The organism is Mesorhizobium sp. ESP-6-2, assembly GCF_020164675.1.
In the GTDB taxonomy this organism is placed as follows: domain Bacteria; phylum Pseudomonadota; class Alphaproteobacteria; order Rhizobiales; family Rhizobiaceae; genus Mesorhizobium.
Map to the genome: position 1 here is coordinate 321,518 of NZ_JAIUGT010000004.1, position 16,639 is coordinate 338,156.

Genomic DNA, 16,639 nt, shown 5'->3' on the forward strand with positions numbered 1-16,639 from the left:
TGTTTCTCGAACCGCAAGGCTGAGATGAGCCAGTCACCCTACCCTGCCGTCGCATCCGGACCGCCCCGGCCGAGCCTGATCCTGCGGCCCGGGCAGATCGCGCTGCCGCCGGGTATGGAGCGCTATACGGTTCAAGGCAATGGTGCGGTGCTGGTCGAGGTCGAGGCCGGTGATACGATCACGGTGCGCAATGTCGAGGGCGGCCAGGCTTGCGAGTTGCTGGCGTGGGACGGGACAGGTGCGACCGATCCCTCCATTCTCGGGGAAAAATCCAACAGCAATGCCGCCGGTATCAAGGCGCTGCTTGCCGAGGGCGACGACAGCCTCGCGTCCCTGCGGCGTGGGCTCGCGCGCCGGCAGGTGCAGTTCGACCAGGCCAAGGCGGTGCGCGTGTTCGGGGGCGCAACACCGGCAGGCACGGAACAGGGTTTCACTGTCGTACGCGACGGCGCGCTGCTGATTGCCGCGCCGGGCGGGCCGATGCTGGTCGATGGCCACGACACGGCGACGCCGCTTGCCGTGATCGTGCGCCGCGCCACGATCCGCCCGGCTTCGAAGTCGCGGCTTGCCGACCCGCTGGCCGATCCGGTGCTCGACCTGCGCGTCCATTCGGCGACGGCGGAGTCCTATTTCGTCAAAGCCGGCGACTATCTCCAGATCATCGACGTCGATGGCCGCCAGTGCACCGACTTCCAGTGTTTTTCGGCACGCAAGCTCGACAAGGGCCTCGACCATCCGCTCGATGTGACGACGACACGCACGCTGATGGGCGCGAGCTACCCGATGCCGGGGCTGCACTCGAAATATTACGACCAGGACATGGAGCCGCTGGTCGAAGTGGTGCAGGACACATGCGGTCGGCACGACGCCTTCGCGCTCGCATGCGCGGCCAAATATTACGACGATATCGGCTATCCCGGCCATCCCAACTGCTCGGAGAACTTCAACCGCGCGCTGTCGGACAAGGGCGTCACGCCACGCGCCGGCTGGATGGCGATCAACTTCTTCTTCAACACGGCGATCGACGCGCATGGCGTCATGGTCTCCGACGAGCCATGGTCGCGCGCCGGCGACTATGTGCTGCTTCGGGCGCTGACCGACATCGTCTGCGTCTCCTCCGCCTGCCCCGACGACACGACGCCGGCCAATGGCTGGGACCTGACCGACATCCACGTGCGCACCTATTCCGGCCAGCACAAATTCTCGCGAGCGATCGCCAGACGCATGACGCCCGATTCGGAACCGAAAATGACCCGCGAGACCTCCTTTTATCAGAGCTTTGCCAAGCACACACGCGACTTCGTCGAGTACAGGGGCTATTGGCTGGCCAACTCCTTCGCCAAGGAAGGCGCGATCGCCGAATACTGGGCCTGCCGGCAGGACGCGGTGATCATGGACCTGTCGCCGCTGCGCAAATTCGAGGTCACCGGCCCGGATTCCGAAGCGCTGCTGCAATACACGCTGACCCGCGACGTCAAGAAGCTCGGCGTCGGCCAGGTCGTCTATTCCGCCATGTGCTACGAGCATGGCGGCATGATCGACGACGGCACGCTGCTGCGGCTGGGCAAGGACAATTTCCGCTGGATCGGCGGCGACGATCTGTCCGGCGAATGGCTGCGCGAGACGGCGACAAAGCTCGGCCTCAACGTGCTGGTGCGCTCGTCCACCGACCAGATGCACAATATCGCCGTGCAGGGGCCGAAGAGCCGCGACATCCTGAGGGAGGTGATCTGGACCTCGCCGCTGCAGCCGTCGATCAAGGAACTGGAATGGTTCCGCTTCGCCGTCGCGCGCATCGGCGGCGGCGATGGCGTTCCGGTCGTCGTCTCACGCACCGGCTATACCGGTGAACTCGGCTACGAGATCTGGTGTCATCCGCGCGACGCCGAAAAGGTCTTCGAGGCGATCTGGGCCGCCGGCCAGCCACATGGATTGAAGCCGATGGGCCTGCAGGCGCTGGACATGGTGCGCATCGAGGCCGGGCTGATCTTCGCCGGCTACGAATTCTCCGACCAGACCGATCCGTTCGAGGCCGGCATCGGCTTCACCGTGCCGCTGAAGACCAAGACCGACGACTTCATCGGCCGCGAGGCGCTGATCCGGCGCAAGGAGAACCCGCAGAACAAACTGGTCGGGCTCGACATCGATGCCAATGTCGCGGTCGGCCATGGCGACTGCGTGCATATCGGCCGCGCCCAGATCGGCGTCGTCACCTCGGGCATGCGCTCGCCGGTGCTGAACAAGACCATCGCCCTGGCGCGGCTCGACGTCACCCATGCGGCTATCGGCACCGAGGTTGAAATCGGCAAGCTCGACGGCCATGCCAAGCGGCTGCCGGCACGAGTCGTGGCCTTCGCCCATTACGATCCGCAAAAGACCAGGCCGCGTTCCTGATCGCGGCCTTCCGGGCATACGGGATGTCGCTGGCGGCGCCGCGAGGCACATTTGTGCGCCCGCCCACAAGCGTGATGTGCACGGCGCGACAAAACGCTTGACGTGAAAGCGCGCCGGATCAATCTTCACTCTTAAGAAAAAAATACGACTGAGTGGAAACACTGAAGTCGCGGCGATATTGGCCGGGGAGCAAGCTTCGCAAAGTCGGGGCGTCGCCGGCGGGGAACATCAAAAAGGGGAATTCACCGACATGAGCACGATAAGCACGGTCCTGGACCAGCCTGCCGAAAGCAAGCTGCTCAGGCATATCGACTGGCGCGGCGCCTTCTGGGTGGCGAGCGGCGTCCCGGCCCTCGTCCTGTTCTCGATCGGCGGCATCGCCGGCACGACCGGGACGCTCGCTTTCCTGATCTGGACGGTGTCCATGGTCATGGGCTTCCTGCAATCCTTCACCTATGCCGAGATCGCCGGCCTGTTCCCGAACAAGTCGGGCGGCGCCTCGATCTACGGAGCCACCGCCTGGCTGCGCTACTCCAAGTTCATCGCGCCGCTGTCGGTATGGTGCAACTGGTTTGCCTGGTCGCCGGTGCTCTCGCTCGGCTGCTCGATCGCCGCCGCCTATATCCTCAATGCGCTGGCGCCGGTGCCGATCTTTACCGACACGTCGCCCGAGGTCGCCGCCTATATCGCGGCGCATGTCGGAACGAGCGCCGCCGACGCCATTACCGCGGTGACCGCGGCGGCGACCCCGGCGATCCGCACGTGGTCGGCGTTCAGCCACACGCTGGGTCCGGTGTCCTTCACCTTCAACGCCACCTTCTTCATCGGCGCGGTGCTGATGCTGATCATCTTCTCGATCCAGCATCGCGGGATCCTGGGCACCGCCAATGTGCAGAAATATATCGGCTTGCTGGTCATCGTCCCGATGCTGATCGTCGGCGTCGTGCCGATCTTCACCGGCCAGATCAACTGGGCGAATTTTTCGCCGCTGGTGCCGCTAGCGGCCGCGTATGCGCCAGAGCCCGGCGCCTGGAACATCGCCGGCTGGACGCTGGTGCTCGGCGGCATGTTCATCGCCGCCTGGTCGACCTACGGTTTCGAGACCGCCGTCTGCTATACGTCCGAGTTCAAGAATCCCGGCACCGACACCTTTAAGGCCATCTTCTATTCCGGCCTGCTCTGCATGCTGCTGTTCATCCTGGTGCCGTTCACCTTCCAGGGCGTGCTCGGGTTGAACGGCATGCTGGCGACGCCTATCGTCGACGGCTCAGGCGTGGCGGATGCTCTCGCCGGCATGGTCGGCGGCGGCGGGCTTATCCACAGCCTGCTGGTGATGCTGATGATCCTGGCGCTTGTGCTGTGCATCATGACGGCTATGGCCGGCTCCTCGCGCACGCTCTATCAGGGCTCCGTCGACGGCTGGCTGCCGCGCTACCTCAGCCACGTCAACGAACATGGCGCGCCGACGCGGGCGATGTGGACCGACCTGTGCTTCAACCTGATCGTGCTGGCGATCGCCTCGGCCGATGCAACGAGCTTCTTCTTCATTCTCGCCGTATCCAATTGCGGCTACATCATCTTCAACTTCCTCAACCTCAATGCCGGCTGGATCCATCGCATCGACAACGGCCATATCGCGCGGCCATGGAAGGCCCCGACGTGGCTCTTGGGGATCGGGGCGATCTTCGCCTATGTCAACGCGATCTTCATGGGCGCCGGCGCCAAGGTGTGGAACCCGATGGCGCTGTGGGCCGGGCTGATCACCGCGGCGCTGATCATCCCGGTGTTCTGCTTCCGCCATTACATCCAGGACGGCGGCAAGTTCCCCGACCACATGCTGGCCGACCTCGGCATGGCGGGAGCGGACCTCTCGGTGAAAAAGGCGGGCATGCTGCCCTATCTGACGCTGGTCGCCGGCGTGGCGGTAATGCTGATCGCCAACTGGTTTTTCGTCATCTGATTGCCTGACGGGCAAGCGGCCTTCGGCTCCGCAAGAACAGAAATCGGCCGGTCTCAAATGAGACCGGCCGATTTCGTTCATTCAGCCGCCAAGGCGAGTTGCGGCCTCTCGACACCTTCGACGGTTTCCGGTTCGGGCGTCTGTTCGTCGGTCGGCACCTTCTTGCGCTCACGGCCGAAGAACAGGGCGTAGCCAGCGGGTAGCACCAGGATGGTGAGCACGGTTGCAACCAGAATGCCGCCCATCATGGCGTAGGCGAGCGGTCCCCAGAACACGCCGCGCGAGATCGGGATCAGCGCCAGCACCGCGGTCATTGCCGTCAACACGATCGGCCGGAAACGGCGCACAGCCGAACCGATGATCGCTTCGGAGCGTTCCATGCCTTTCGCGATGTCCTGGTCGATCTGGTCGACGAGGATGATGGAGTTTCGCATGATGATGCCGAGCAGCGCGATAACGCCGAGGATGGCGACGAAGCCGAACGGCGCCCCGCTGATCAAAAGGGCCGCGGCCGCACCGATGATGCCGAGCGGACCGGTGGCCAGCACCAGCATCGCCTTGCCGAAATGCTGCAGCTGGACCATCAGCAGTATGACGATGACGGCCAGCATGATCGGCGCCTTGGCGGCGATGGAAGCCTGGCTTTCCGCCGAATCCTCCGCACCGCCCTGGATCTCGATCTTGTAGCCGGGCGCAAGCCCGTCGCGCAGATCCTTCATGTCGTTGTACATCTTGGTGACGACGTCGTTGGACTGCACGCCGTCGGGCAAGGTCGCCCGCACGCTGATGGTCGGCAAGCGGTCGCGCCGCCACTCGACGCCTTGCTCCAGCACCGGCACAACCTTGGCCACCTGCGACAGCGGCACGAAGCCACCGAAATCGGTCGGGATGTAGATGGAATCGACCGAGGAGAGCAGGGCGCGGCTGGCATCCGGCTCGCGGGCGACGATGGACACCGTTTCTTCGCCGTCGCGGAAGTCGCCCAGCGGCGCGCCGGACATGGAGGCCTGCAGCATCTGGCGGATGCGCTGCGAGGTGACGCCCAGCGCACGGGCGCGGTCCTGGTCGATGACCAGCTTCATCGCCGGCACAGGTTCCAGCCAGTCGTCATGGACGGCGCCGAGCAGCGGGTTGGCCTGGAATTTCGCCTTCACCTGGTCGGCAATGCGCCGCACTTCCTGGCGGTCCGGGCCCATGACGCGCATCTGCACCGGCCAGCCTGTCGGCGGGCCGAGGAACAAGCGATCGACCTTGCCGCGGATGGAGGGGAAGTCCTGCGCCAGGATGGTGCGCAGCTTGACGATCAGCCGCTCGCGCGCCGGCTCGTCATTGGCCATCACAAGAAGCTGGGCGAAGTTAGGATTCCTGAGCTGCTGGTCCAGCGGCAGGAAGAAGCGCGGCGCGCCTTCGCCGATGTAGGTGGCGATGAAGCGCTTGTCCTTGTCGTCCATCATCTTGGCTTCCAGCGCCTTGGCCTGCGTTTCGACTTCCTTGATGCTGGTGCCTTCCGGCAGCCAGAGATCGACGAGGATTTCCGGGCGCGACGATTGCGGGAAGAAGTTCTGCGGAATGAACTGGAAGGCCCACAGGCTGGTGGCGAAGGTCACCAGCGTCATCGTCAGCACGATGATGCGATGGCGAACGGCCCAGGTAACGGTCGAGCGAAGCCGGCGATAGAAGCTGGTGTCGAAGACGTCGTGATGGGAACCGGCATGCTTGCGCTGCTTGAGGATCATATAGCCCAGCCATGGCGTGAAATAGACCGCCACGAACCAGGACACGACGAGCGCGATGCCGACGACGTAAAACAGTGTGCGGACATATTCGCCGGCGGTGGAGGCGGCGAAGCCGACCGGAATGAAGCCGGCGGTGGTGATCAGAGTGCCGGTCAGCATCGGGAAGGCGGTCGAGGAATAGGCGAAACCCGCCGCCTCGATCTTGACCAGCCCCTCCTCCAGCTTGCGTTCCATCATCTCGACGACGATCATGGCGTCGTCGACAAGCAGGCCGAGCGCTATGATCAAGGCGCCGAGCGAAATGCGCTGCAGGTCGATGCCGATCTCGTACATGATGGCGAAGGTGGCGGCCAGGACCAGCGGAATGGCGATGGCAATGACAAGTCCGGAGCGCCAGCCGATCGACAGGAACGAGACGACGAGCACGATCAGCAGCGCTTCGCCGAGCGCATGCATGAACTCGCTGACAGCGTCCCTGACGACCTCGGGCTGGTCCGATATCTGGTCGACGGAGACGCCATAGGGCAGCGCCTCCTCGAATCGCTTGTAGGTCGCCTCGACGTCCTTGCCGACATCGGTGACGTTGAAGCCCTTGGCCATGACGACACCGAGCTGGACGCTCTCGTGGCCGTTGAACCGGTACTTGCGCTCGAAGGGATTCTCCAGCCCCGAACTCACGGTCGCGATATCGCCAAGACGCGTTATCTGGTTGCCGGCGCGCAAGCGCAGCTCGCGAATGTCGGCCGCCCTGGTGACGTCGCCCTCGACCGAAATGCGGACCGAACGCAGGCCGGTGTCGACCGAGCCCGCCGGGTCGACATTGTTCTGTCCCTTGATCGCGTTCTGCAGGTCGGTCAGCGTCAGGCCGCGCTCGGCCAGCGCCTTGGACGAGACGTCGATATAGATCTTCTCGGGCTGGTCGCCGATGATGACCGCCTTTTCGACGCCGGGCGTCGTCAGCAGCATGTCGCGGGCCTGAATGGCGAACTTCTTCAATTCGGGATAGCTGAAGCCATCGCCGCTGATGGAATGCAAGGTGATGAAGGTGTCGCCGAATTCATCGTTGAAATAGGGGCCGAGCAGGCCTTGCGGCAGATCGCCTGCTATGTCGCCGACCTTCTTGCGCACCTGATAGAAGGCGTCGTTGACCTGGGCCGCATTGGTGTCGCCCTTGATCTGCACGGTGATGATGGCGCTGCCGGCGCGCGTATAGGAGCGCACGAAGTCGAGATGCGGCGTTTCCTGCAGCTTGCGTTCGATCTTGTTGACGACCTGGTCTTCCATCTCCTGAATCGAAGAACCCGGCCAGATCGCCTGCACGACCATGACGCGGAAGGTGAAATCGGGATCTTCCTTCTGGCCCATGCGCATCAGGCCGAGCGCGCCGGCAAGGATGATCAGGCCGAACAGGAAACGTGCGATGCTCGGATGCCCGATCGCCCAACGCGAGAGGTTGAAAGGCCGCTTTTCAGTGTTGCTGTCGGTGGTCATGGCGCCAGTCCAGTCCAATTGATCTGCAAGGCAGGTTCATCATGCCGTTCATGCGTTCTTCGTCTGGCTTCCGGGCGGCGAGGCTCCCTCAAGCGGAGAGACTCGCATCGCATGTGACGCGACAATGATGCGGGGGAGCCATCTTGCCGGCGTCTCGACGATCGGGCGCCTGCCGCCCGGAAACCATGGCCTGCCCGGTCTTGCGGCTCGCGCCGCCAAGACAGGGAAGGGTTCTGTTGTGCCTGGCTGTCAGCGCAGGCTGCTGGTGGCAGCGTCTTCCGCCGCCGAGGCGGACTGCTGGAGACTGTCACCGGACAGCTTGACCTTCAGATTGTCGGTCATGAACTGGGTGCCAGCGGCAACCACGACGTCGCCCTGCTTGAGGCCGTCGGCAACCGCGACGCCATCGGCGGTGAAGTTCGCGATCTTGACCGGGCGCGAATGCACGGTGTCGCTGCCGCGGTCGACGGCCCAGACGATCTTCTGGCCGTCCTTTTCAGCCAAGGCGCTGAGCGGGATCGAGACCAGCTGGGTCCTGCTGTCGACCGTCGCCTGCACGTTGGCGGTCATGCCGAGCAGCACGCGCGGGTCGTTGGGGAGCGAGACGCGAACGGCGAAGGTACGCGACTGCGGGTCGGCGCTGCCGGCAACTTCGCGGACCTTGCCGGCAAGCGTCAGCGCATCGTCCGCCCAGAAGCTTGCCTTGACCTCCTTGCCCGGCCTGAAGCCGGCAATATCCATTTCCGGCACCGCGATCAGCACTTCCTTCTCGCCATCGACGGCAACCGTCATCACGGGCGTGCCGGCACCGACCACCTGGCCGACATCGGCACTGACCGCGGTGACGATGCCGTTCTCGCTCGCCTTGAGATCGGTATAGTGGACCTGGTTCTGAGCCTGGGCGAGGGTCGAGCGGGCGGCATCGCGCGTCGCGACCGCCTGGTTGTAGGTAAGCGTCGCCTGCTCCAGCTGCGATTTCGGCGCGAAATTCTTGGCATAAAGCTGCTCGGCGCGCTTCCTGGCGAGATCCACCGTCTCGACCTGGCGCTCGGCGGCATCAAGGCTTGCCGCGGCGCTCTTGACCGAAAGCTCGTAATCGGAGGGATCGATGCGGGCGAGGACGTCGCCCGAGGTGACATGCTGGCCGATGTCGACGAGCCTCTCGGTGACCTTGCCGGCAACGCGGAAGCCGAGATTCATCTCGGTGCGGGCACGCACCGAACCGGAATAATCGAGCTGGCGGGTGGTCTGCGCCGCGCCGATCTCGACGACCTTGACGGGGCGGATGATATCCTTGACCTCCGCCTTCTCCTGGGAACAGCCGGCAAGGCCGAGCGCCGCGACGATCAGGCCGGCAACCGGCAGCCAGCGGATAATGGAATTGGACGAAGACACCTTAGCACTCCCAAACTGGAGATTGATTGTCATTGCCGACGCCCGGCGGGCGGCGGCTACTTCTTCAAGGCCTTGATCGCATAGTCGATGAGGTCGTCGGGCATTGCCCGGTTGGTCTTGGCAAGACACTGGGCCACCATCTGCGGGTGGCACAAAATGACCGTGGCCGCGCCGAAGCAGCGCGACGCAATCACCGGATCCTGCTCCCTGAATTCGCCGGCCGCGATGCCCTCGCGGATCACCTCGGCAAAAAGATCGTGGATACTGTCGACATGCTTGTCGATGACGCCCCAATCGCGCTCGAGCGCGACGATGACCATCTCATGGACCTTCTGGTCGTCGAGCATGACCTCCATGGTCATCTTGTACTGCGCGTGCACGTAGCGCCGCAGCCGTTCCTCGGCGCTGATCGGCAAATGCATGATCTCGTAGGCCATCCTGTAGCTGGCCCCGAGCATCCGGCCGCAGACCGCCTGGTGGATTTCGACCTTGGAAGCAAAGAAGCGATAGATGTTGGCTGGCGACATGCCGAGTTCGCGGGCAATGTCGGCGACATTGGTCTTGCCGTAGCCATAGTGCCGGAACAGGCGCTCGGCGCAATCGAGAATGCGCGTCACATTCTCCTGGCGGGCGGCATCGGCGACGAGGTTGGCGGTTTCGGACATAGCCTCTTTCGATTTACTAGTGATGAATTTTAATTTTCGTCACTCGTAAATCGTAGAGGATGAGATGTCAACGCGAAATCGACGTACGCGTATAATTGGTGACAGATGGTGACAGTTGGCGGCGCGCGATAAGCGGCACGGCGACTGGCGGACGACTTTATGAGTTCGTCATCCTAGGGCGGAGCAAGGAGCGTAGCGACGCGGCGCAGACCCTAGGATGACGAAGTCGCGAGGCGCCTAGGAAACCTGTCGAAGTCACCGCAAAGCGCCAGCGTCCGCTACGCCTCCTTCGCCATCTCCCTCAGCCGGAATTTCTGGATCTTCCCCGTCGAGGTCTTGGGGATCTCGGCGAACACCACCGCTTTCGGCAGCTTGAAGCGGGCAAGCAGCGCGCGGCAATGCTCGATGATCTCGGCTTCGGTCGCTGTCTTGCCGGGCTTCAGCTCGACATAGGCGACCGGCACCTCGCCCCATTTCTCGTCCGCCCGCGCCACCACGCCGCAAGACGCAACGGACGGGTGCTTGTAGAGCGCGTCCTCGACCTCGATCGAGGAAATGTTCTCGCCGCCCGAAATGATGATGTCCTTGGAGCGGTCCTTGAGCTGGATATATCCATCCGGATGCATGACGCCGAGATCGCCGGAGTGGAACCAGCCGCCGGCGAACGCCTCGTCGGTCGCCTTGCGGTTCCTGAGATAGCCTTTCATGACGATGTTGCCGCGGAACATGACCTCGCCGATGGTCTTGCCGTCGGCGGGCGTCTGCGTCATCGTTTCGGGATCCATCACCGTGAGGCCTTCGAGCGCGGCGTAGCGCACGCCTTGCCTGGCCTTCCTCGTGGCCCTCTGCCCCTTCTCAAGATGATCCCATTCATTGTGCCATTCGTTGACCACCGCCGGGCCGTAGGTCTCGGTCAGGCCGTAGAGATGCGTGACGGCGAAGCCGGCATCGGCCATGCCGGTGAGCACCGCTTCCGGCGGCGGCGCGGCGGCCGTGTTGAAGGTGACGGCTTGCGGGAACTGGCGCTTGTCCTCATCCCTGGCGTTGATCAGCACCGACATGACGATCGGCGCGCCGCACAGATGGGTGACGCCATGGTCGGCGATGGCATCGTAGATCTGCTTCGGCCGAACCCAGCGCAGACAGACATGGGTGCCGGCCTGGACGGCCAAGGTCCACGGAAAGCACCAGCCATTGCAGTGGAACATCGGCAGTGTCCACAGATAGACCGCGTGCTTGGCCATGCCGGCATGGACGGTGTTGGCGTAGGCCATCAGCGCAGCACCCCGATGATGATAAACGACGCCTTTCGGGTTGCCTGTCGTGCCCGAGGTGTAGTTGAGCGAAATGGCGTCCCACTCGTCGTCGGGCATCGACCAGGCGAAATTCCCGTCGCCCTCGGCGACGAAGGCCTCGTAATCAAGAGTGCCAATGCGACCGCCCTTCGGATAGGGAGCGTCCGCGGCGTAGTCGGGATCGTCATAGTCGATGACCAGGGGCTTCACCTTGGCCAGATCGAGCGCTTGCCGAACCACTCCGGAGAATTCGCGATCGACGATGAGCACCCTGGTCCCGGCATGGTCGAGCTGGAAAGCGATCACGGCGGCGTCGAGGCGGGTGTTGAGCGAATGCAGCACCGCCTTGGTCATCGGTACGCCGAAATGCGCCTCCAGCATCGGCGGCGTGTTCGACAGCATCACCGTCACCGTGTCGCCCTTGCCGATGCCGCGCCTGGAGAGCGCCGAGGCGAGCTGCAGCGAACGTCGCCAGAAATCGCGATACGTCACGCGCTGCCGGCCATGGATGATGGCGACATGATCGGGATAGGTCTTGGCCGCCCGCTCCAGATAGGTGAGCGGCGTCAGCGGCTGATGGTTAGCAGCGTTCCTGTCGAGATCCTGTTCGTAAGGATTGCCCATCCTGTCCTCCCCGAATGTCCTTTTGCCGACAAGTTCTAACCACAGGCTCGGGCCGCGTCACCAGCAACGATGCCACGACAGGGCGCGTCTGGCGCAATGATGATCTAGATTTGGCGCGCCTAAAGGCATCGCGTACCTCCGCGAGGTTTGACTTTTGTCGAGAGCCGTGACTAATGTCAGCCAAGGAGAAGGCATGGCGATCCGACCGGCAGAACAACTTATACACAAGGCCGCCTGGCTCTATTATGCGCATGGCTTGCGCCAGGACCAGGTGGCGAGCCAGCTTAACATTTCCCGCGCCTCGGTTGCCATGTATCTGCGCAAGGCGCGCGAGACCGGCATCGTCAACATCTCGACCTCGACCCAGCTTTTCACCGACGACGTCATGGCGCGCAAGCTGGAAGACGCATTGGAATTGGACGCGGTCTGGATCGCGCCGGAAAACGGCCATATCGCCGATCCCGCCACCGACATCGCGGTGCTGGCGGCGAGCGTCTTTCTCGAACTGGTGAAAAAGGGCGACCGCATCGGCGTCGCCTGGGGGCGCACCGTGTACATGATCGCCGACATTATGTCCTACGCCGATCTTCAGGATGTCACCGTGGTGCAGCTCTGCGGCAATCTCGGCGCGCCCTATTCCTATCGTCCCGACCAGTGCACGATGGAGATCGCCCGGCGGCTCAACGCCAAGGGCATCAATTTCTACGCGCCGCTCGTACTGACCACCGAAGAGCTGGCGCGCGGCCTGCGGGCCGAGCCTGTAATCCGCGAACAGCTGTCGAGCATCCACGAATGCGATCTGGCGCTGTATTCGGTCGGCGCCGTCGATGCCGACAGCCATCTGGTCAAATGCGGCGCGCTGACATCAGACGAAATGGCCGACCTGCGCAAGGCGGGCGCGGCCGGCGTCATTGCCGGGCAGATCATCGATGCCGAGGGCAAGGTGCTCGACTGCGGCTACAACCGGCGGGTGATCTCGGCGGAGCTTTCCTCGCTGCGCGCCATTCAGAAGCGGCTGATGGTGGTGCAGGAGAACAGCAAGTTCGAACCCCTGCTCGCTGCGATCGCCGGCGGCCTTTGCACGCATCTGGTGGTCAGCGCCGATATGGCGCAGCGGCTTCTGGATCATGCCGGAGCGGCAGCCAGAAAGGCATCCTAGAAAAGAGACCATTCCTGCCGCGGCCGTCATCGAGGCGTCGCGGCACTCCTGTTTCACCATATGACAGCAACTGGACGAAGCTAATGAAGAACCTGTGGAACGACGGCGACGCGGAGAAGATGGTTGCCGACTATGCAAAGAAAGGCGTCGGACGCGACCTCGCGCTACGCGTCTACACGACGCGCCTGCTGGGCGGCGAACCGCGACTGGTGCTGCATGGCGGCGGCAACACCTCCTGCAAGACCAAGGCGACCGACCTCGTCGGCGACGAATGGGACGTGCTGTGCGTCAAGGGCAGCGGCTGGGACATGGCCGTCATCGAGCCGCAGGGCCTGCCGGCGGTGAAGATGGGCGCGCTCATCAAGGCGCGCGCGCTGGACAAGCTCTCCGACGAGGACATGGTTGCGCTGCAGCGGGCGAACCTCATCGATCCGTCCTCACCCAATCCTTCGGTCGAGACATTGCTGCATGCCTTCCTGCCGCACAAATTCGTCGACCACACGCACTCGACCGCCATCCTGGCGATCGTCGACCAGGAAGACAGCAAGCCGCTGGTGAAGACGGTGTTCGGGGCCAAGATGGGTTACGTGCCCTACATCATGCCGGGCTTCGACCTCGCGAAGGCGGCGGCCGATGTCTTCGATGCCGACCCTGATGTGGAAGGACTGATCCTCGACAAGCACGGCATCTTCACCTTCGGCGACGACGCCAAGCAGGCCTACGATCGGATGATCCATTATGTGAATGTCGCCGAGGAGTATGTTGCCAGGCATGCCAAGCCCAAGGCGGCAAAGGCCGCGCTGCCGGCGAAGCTCGCGACGCCGGCTTCCATCGCTCCTATGTTGCGCGGCGCCGTGGCGGTGGCGCGCGGCGAAGGCCGCTTCGACCGCATGATCAGCGATTTCCGCGCCTCGGACGCGATCGTCGATTTCATCAATTCGGCCGAGATCGCCGACTATGCCGCACGCGGCGTGTCGACGCCGGATCTGTCGATCCGCATCAAGACCGGACCGATGGCGGTGCCGGCGCCCGATGCGGACAAGGTCGGCGACTACAAGGCCGTCATCAAGAGCCATGTCGACGCCTTCGCCAAGGAATACCGTGCCTATTTCGAGACCAATGACGCGCTCGACGACGTCAAACGCACCATGCTCGACCCGATGCCGCGGCTGACGCTGGTGCCGGGGCTCGGCATGTTCGGCCATGGCCGCACGCTGAAGGATGCCAGGATCGCTTCCGACGTCGGCGAAATGTGGATCGAGGCGGTGCGCGGCGCGGAAGCCGTCGGCCGTTTTCATCCGCTTTCCAAGGCCGACCTGTTCCCGCTCGAATACTGGTCGCTGGAACAGGCCAAACTCGCCTCCAACAAGCCGAAGCCGCTGACCGGCCAGGTCGTGCTGATCACCGGCGGCGCCGGTGCGATCGGTGCGGCGACCGCCAAGCTGTTCGCCGACAATGGCGCTCATGCGGTTGTCGTCGATCTCGACGCCGAAAAGGCGGCCGACGCCGCAAAGAAGGCTGGCAACAATTCGATCGGCGTCGGAGCCGACATCACCGATCCGGTGCAGGTGCGCGCCGCCTTCGACAAGGCGGTGGCGGTGTTCGGCGGCGTCGACATCCTGGTGTCCAACGCGGGTGCGGCCTGGGAAGGCCGGATCGGAGAGCTCGACGATGCGCTTCTGCGCAAGAGCTTCGAGCTCAATTTCTTCGCCCACCAATCGGTGGCGCAGAACGCCGTGCGCATCATGCTGGAACAGGGCACCGGCGGCGCTCTCCTGTTCAACACTTCCAAGCAGGCGGTCAATCCGGGGCCGAAATTTGGCGCCTATGGCGTGCCGAAGGCGGCGACGCTGTTCCTGTCCAGGCAATACGCGCTCGACTACGGCGCCCATGGCATCCGCTCCAACGCGGTCAACGCCGACCGTATCCGCTCAGGGTTGCTGACCGACGCCATGATCGCCAGCCGTTCGGGCGCGCGCGGCGTGTCGGAGAAGGAATATATGTCCGGCAATCTGCTCGGCCAGGAGGTGACGGCGCAAGACGTTGCCCAGGCCTTCCTGCACCATGCGTTGGCCGACCGGACCACCGCCGACGTCACGACCGTCGACGGCGGCAATATCGCGGCGGCGCTGCGGTAGCGGAGTTCTATCTTGTGCCCCTGCCGGAGGGCAGATGGGACGACGCGATGTATCCTAACAAGAATTGTTATTTCTTGTGAGGTGCGCTACATAATTGGCATGAAAACCGAGCCTATGCGCACCCTCACCATCTCGCTCACCGCGCAGCAGGTCGCGCGCCTGCAAAGCGCTGTTGAAGGCGGCGGGTACGCCTCCAACAGCGAGATTCTCCGCGACGCCCTGCGTCTGTGGGAACAGCGCGAGGAGTTGCGTACCTTGGAACTCGAGCACTTGAAACGGGCCTATGCCGAGGGCATGTCAAGCGGGAAGCCGGTTGACATCGAACCGGCCGAATTCCTACGCAGTGTGAAGGCAGAACGCCGCGCCCGTGGCTAGATATCAGCTCACACCGCGCGCCTCGCAGGATTTGCGAGATGTCTGGCACACAATAGCAATCGATAATGAAAGGGCAGCGGACAAGCTGCTCATGCGCATTTTTGACAAACAGAAGCTGGCGGCTCAGCACCCCAAGATGGGCACAGCCCGACCAGAATTGAGCGACGGCCCGCGTGCTCATCGAAGGCCGCTATATAGTCATCTAGGAACCACAGCCGGACGGCATTCTGGTCGCGGCAATTGTCCACGGGATGCGCGATCCGGAACACTGGCTGTAACAAGGCCAACCATCCATATGAAAGGGGCGGCTCGTGGCCGCCCTTTTCGCTTTTTGTCAGGCTTGCGCTCTACTTCGCGTTCGGGTTCGGCATCCAGGCCGGCATGGCGACATCGGCATGGGCGAACTGCGGCAGCTTGGCCGACAGGTCCTCCATGTTCTTGATGTCCTTGTCGAGGAGGTCCTTCTGGGTGATCAGCGTCGGCGGCACGACGACGTTGTGGCCGGGATCTTCACCGGCGAGCAACTGCGCCAGCGCGCGCACCGAGACCTGGCCCACGACGGCGGGGTTGGTGGCGGCGGTTGCCGCCCAGGCGCTGTCGGGCTCCCGCATCGCCGCAATGTCCGAGGTCGAGATGTCGGCCGAATAGATCTTGATGTCCTTATTCAGGCCCGCCTCGTCGACGGCGATCTTCACGCCCTTGGCGAACTCGTCATAGGGAGCAAACATCACCTTGATATCGGGATGGGCGGTCAGCACCGAGCGCGCCTGATTGGCGACCGAGTTGGCGATCGGGTTGTCCAATGTGCCGAACATGGCGACTTCGTTGATGCCCGAGTATTTCTTCTTCACGTCGACCCACGTCTCATTGCGGCGGTCGAGCGGGGCGATGCCGGCGACATAGACATAGCCGGCCTTCCAGCTCTCGCCATTATCCTTGACCGCCTGCTCGAGCGCGAGGCGCGCGAGGTCGCGGTCTGACTGCTCGATCTGCGGGATCTTGGGGTTTTCGACATTGACGTCGAAAGCGACCACCTTGATGCCGGCATCGACCGCGCGCTGGGCGGCGTCCTTCATCGATTCCGTCAGGCCGTGCTGGATGATGATGCCCTGCACCCCAAGCGCGATGGCCTGGTCGACCATGTCGGCCTGGAGGGCGGCGTCCTGCCGGCTGTCGAGCACGCGCAGATCGACGCCGAGGGCCTTGGCCTGCGCCTCGACGCCGGACAGATAGGCCTGGAAGAAGTCACCGGTCGAGAGATAGCGCACCAGAGCGATCTTGACTCCAGGCTTGTCGAATGGCGCCGGGCGATCGGCAGCCAGAGCCGTCCCTTGCATCAGCAACGCCGCGCCGGCGAGCCCGAGCGCTGCCTTGCCCAAAAGTCTTCTTGTGATGTTCACGTCGTTT

11 protein-coding genes are annotated in these 16,639 nt (G+C 63.6%); 6 read left to right on the forward strand and 5 right to left on the reverse strand.

From position 1 onward, the window contains the following. The first annotated feature begins 24 nt into the window (after window positions 1-24). Window positions 25-2,394, forward strand: coding sequence for a DUF1989 domain-containing protein (locus tag LB532_RS14045; RefSeq protein ID WP_140638572.1), 2,370 nt, complete (start codon window positions 25-27; stop codon window positions 2,392-2,394). Window positions 2,395-2,644: 250 nt separating this feature from the next. Beyond that, a complete protein-coding gene (locus LB532_RS14050) occupies window positions 2,645-4,354 on the forward strand; it encodes an APC family permease (protein WP_140638571.1) in 1,710 nt (569 codons plus the stop codon). A 77-nt stretch (window positions 4,355-4,431) separates the two neighbouring features. Here the strand turns inward: LB532_RS14050 and LB532_RS14055 are convergent, their stop codons facing one another. The 4 genes from LB532_RS14055 to LB532_RS14070 form a co-directional block, all read right to left on the reverse strand. After that, window positions 4,432-7,581, reverse strand: a complete 3,150-nt coding sequence (locus LB532_RS14055; protein ID WP_140638570.1) for an efflux RND transporter permease subunit — start codon at window positions 7,579-7,581, stop codon at window positions 4,432-4,434. Window positions 7,582-7,830: 249 nt separating this feature from the next. Beyond that, window positions 7,831-8,976 carry an efflux RND transporter periplasmic adaptor subunit gene (locus LB532_RS14060; RefSeq protein ID WP_140638569.1) on the reverse strand — a complete coding sequence of 382 codons (1,146 nt, stop codon included), beginning with the start codon at window positions 8,974-8,976 and terminating at the stop codon, window positions 7,831-7,833. Window positions 8,977-9,032: 56 nt separating this feature from the next. Then, window positions 9,033-9,641, reverse strand: a complete 609-nt coding sequence (locus LB532_RS14065) for a TetR family transcriptional regulator (protein WP_140497843.1) — start codon at window positions 9,639-9,641, stop codon at window positions 9,033-9,035. Window positions 9,642-9,919: 278 nt separating this feature from the next. Continuing rightward, complete coding sequence (locus LB532_RS14070; RefSeq protein ID WP_140638568.1) at window positions 9,920-11,560, reverse strand: acyl-CoA synthetase; 1,641 nt, start codon at window positions 11,558-11,560, stop codon at window positions 9,920-9,922. Between the two features lie 193 nt (window positions 11,561-11,753). Here LB532_RS14070 and LB532_RS14075 point away from each other — a divergent pair, with 193 nt between their 5' ends. The 4 genes from LB532_RS14075 (at window position 11,754) to LB532_RS30195 (ending at window position 15,674) form a co-directional block, all read left to right on the forward strand. Then, window positions 11,754-12,719, forward strand: a complete 966-nt coding sequence (locus tag LB532_RS14075) for a sugar-binding transcriptional regulator (protein ID WP_140638567.1) — start codon at window positions 11,754-11,756, stop codon at window positions 12,717-12,719. An 83-nt stretch (window positions 12,720-12,802) separates the two neighbouring features. Beyond that, complete coding sequence (locus LB532_RS14080) at window positions 12,803-14,857, forward strand: bifunctional aldolase/short-chain dehydrogenase (protein ID WP_140638566.1); 2,055 nt, start codon at window positions 12,803-12,805, stop codon at window positions 14,855-14,857. 114 nt (window positions 14,858-14,971) lie between these two features. Then, window positions 14,972-15,232, forward strand: coding sequence for a type II toxin-antitoxin system ParD family antitoxin (locus LB532_RS14085; RefSeq protein ID WP_181169299.1), 261 nt, complete (start codon window positions 14,972-14,974; stop codon window positions 15,230-15,232). Next, window positions 15,225-15,674, forward strand: a complete 450-nt coding sequence (locus LB532_RS30195) for a type II toxin-antitoxin system RelE/ParE family toxin (protein WP_318011220.1) — start codon at window positions 15,225-15,227, stop codon at window positions 15,672-15,674. The genes LB532_RS14085 and LB532_RS30195 overlap by 8 nt, the downstream gene beginning before the upstream one ends. Here the strand turns inward: LB532_RS30195 and LB532_RS14095 are convergent. Beyond that, window positions 15,580-16,632, reverse strand: coding sequence for a substrate-binding domain-containing protein (locus tag LB532_RS14095; RefSeq protein WP_140520874.1), 1,053 nt, complete (start codon window positions 16,630-16,632; stop codon window positions 15,580-15,582). The genes LB532_RS30195 and LB532_RS14095 overlap by 95 nt on opposite strands. Between the last annotated feature and the right edge of the window lie 7 nt (window positions 16,633-16,639).

Bases quoted from the DNA above. Each gene is read 5' to 3' on its own strand.
- LB532_RS14070 (WP_140638568.1), bottom strand. From the start codon at position 11,560: ATGGGCAATCCTTACGAACAGGATCTCGACAGGAACGCTGCTAACCAT.
- LB532_RS14055 (WP_140638570.1), bottom strand. From the start codon at position 7,581: ATGACCACCGACAGCAACACTGAAAAGCGGCCTTTCAACCTCTCGCGT.
- LB532_RS14085 (WP_181169299.1), top strand. From the start codon at position 14,972: ATGCGCACCCTCACCATCTCGCTCACCGCGCAGCAGGTCGCGCGCCTG.
- LB532_RS14080 (WP_140638566.1), top strand. From the start codon at position 12,803: ATGAAGAACCTGTGGAACGACGGCGACGCGGAGAAGATGGTTGCCGAC.
- LB532_RS14050 (WP_140638571.1), top strand. From the start codon at position 2,645: ATGAGCACGATAAGCACGGTCCTGGACCAGCCTGCCGAAAGCAAGCTG.
- LB532_RS14065 (WP_140497843.1), bottom strand. From the start codon at position 9,641: ATGTCCGAAACCGCCAACCTCGTCGCCGATGCCGCCCGCCAGGAGAAT.
- LB532_RS14045 (WP_140638572.1), top strand. From the start codon at position 25: ATGAGCCAGTCACCCTACCCTGCCGTCGCATCCGGACCGCCCCGGCCG.
- LB532_RS14075 (WP_140638567.1), top strand. From the start codon at position 11,754: ATGGCGATCCGACCGGCAGAACAACTTATACACAAGGCCGCCTGGCTC.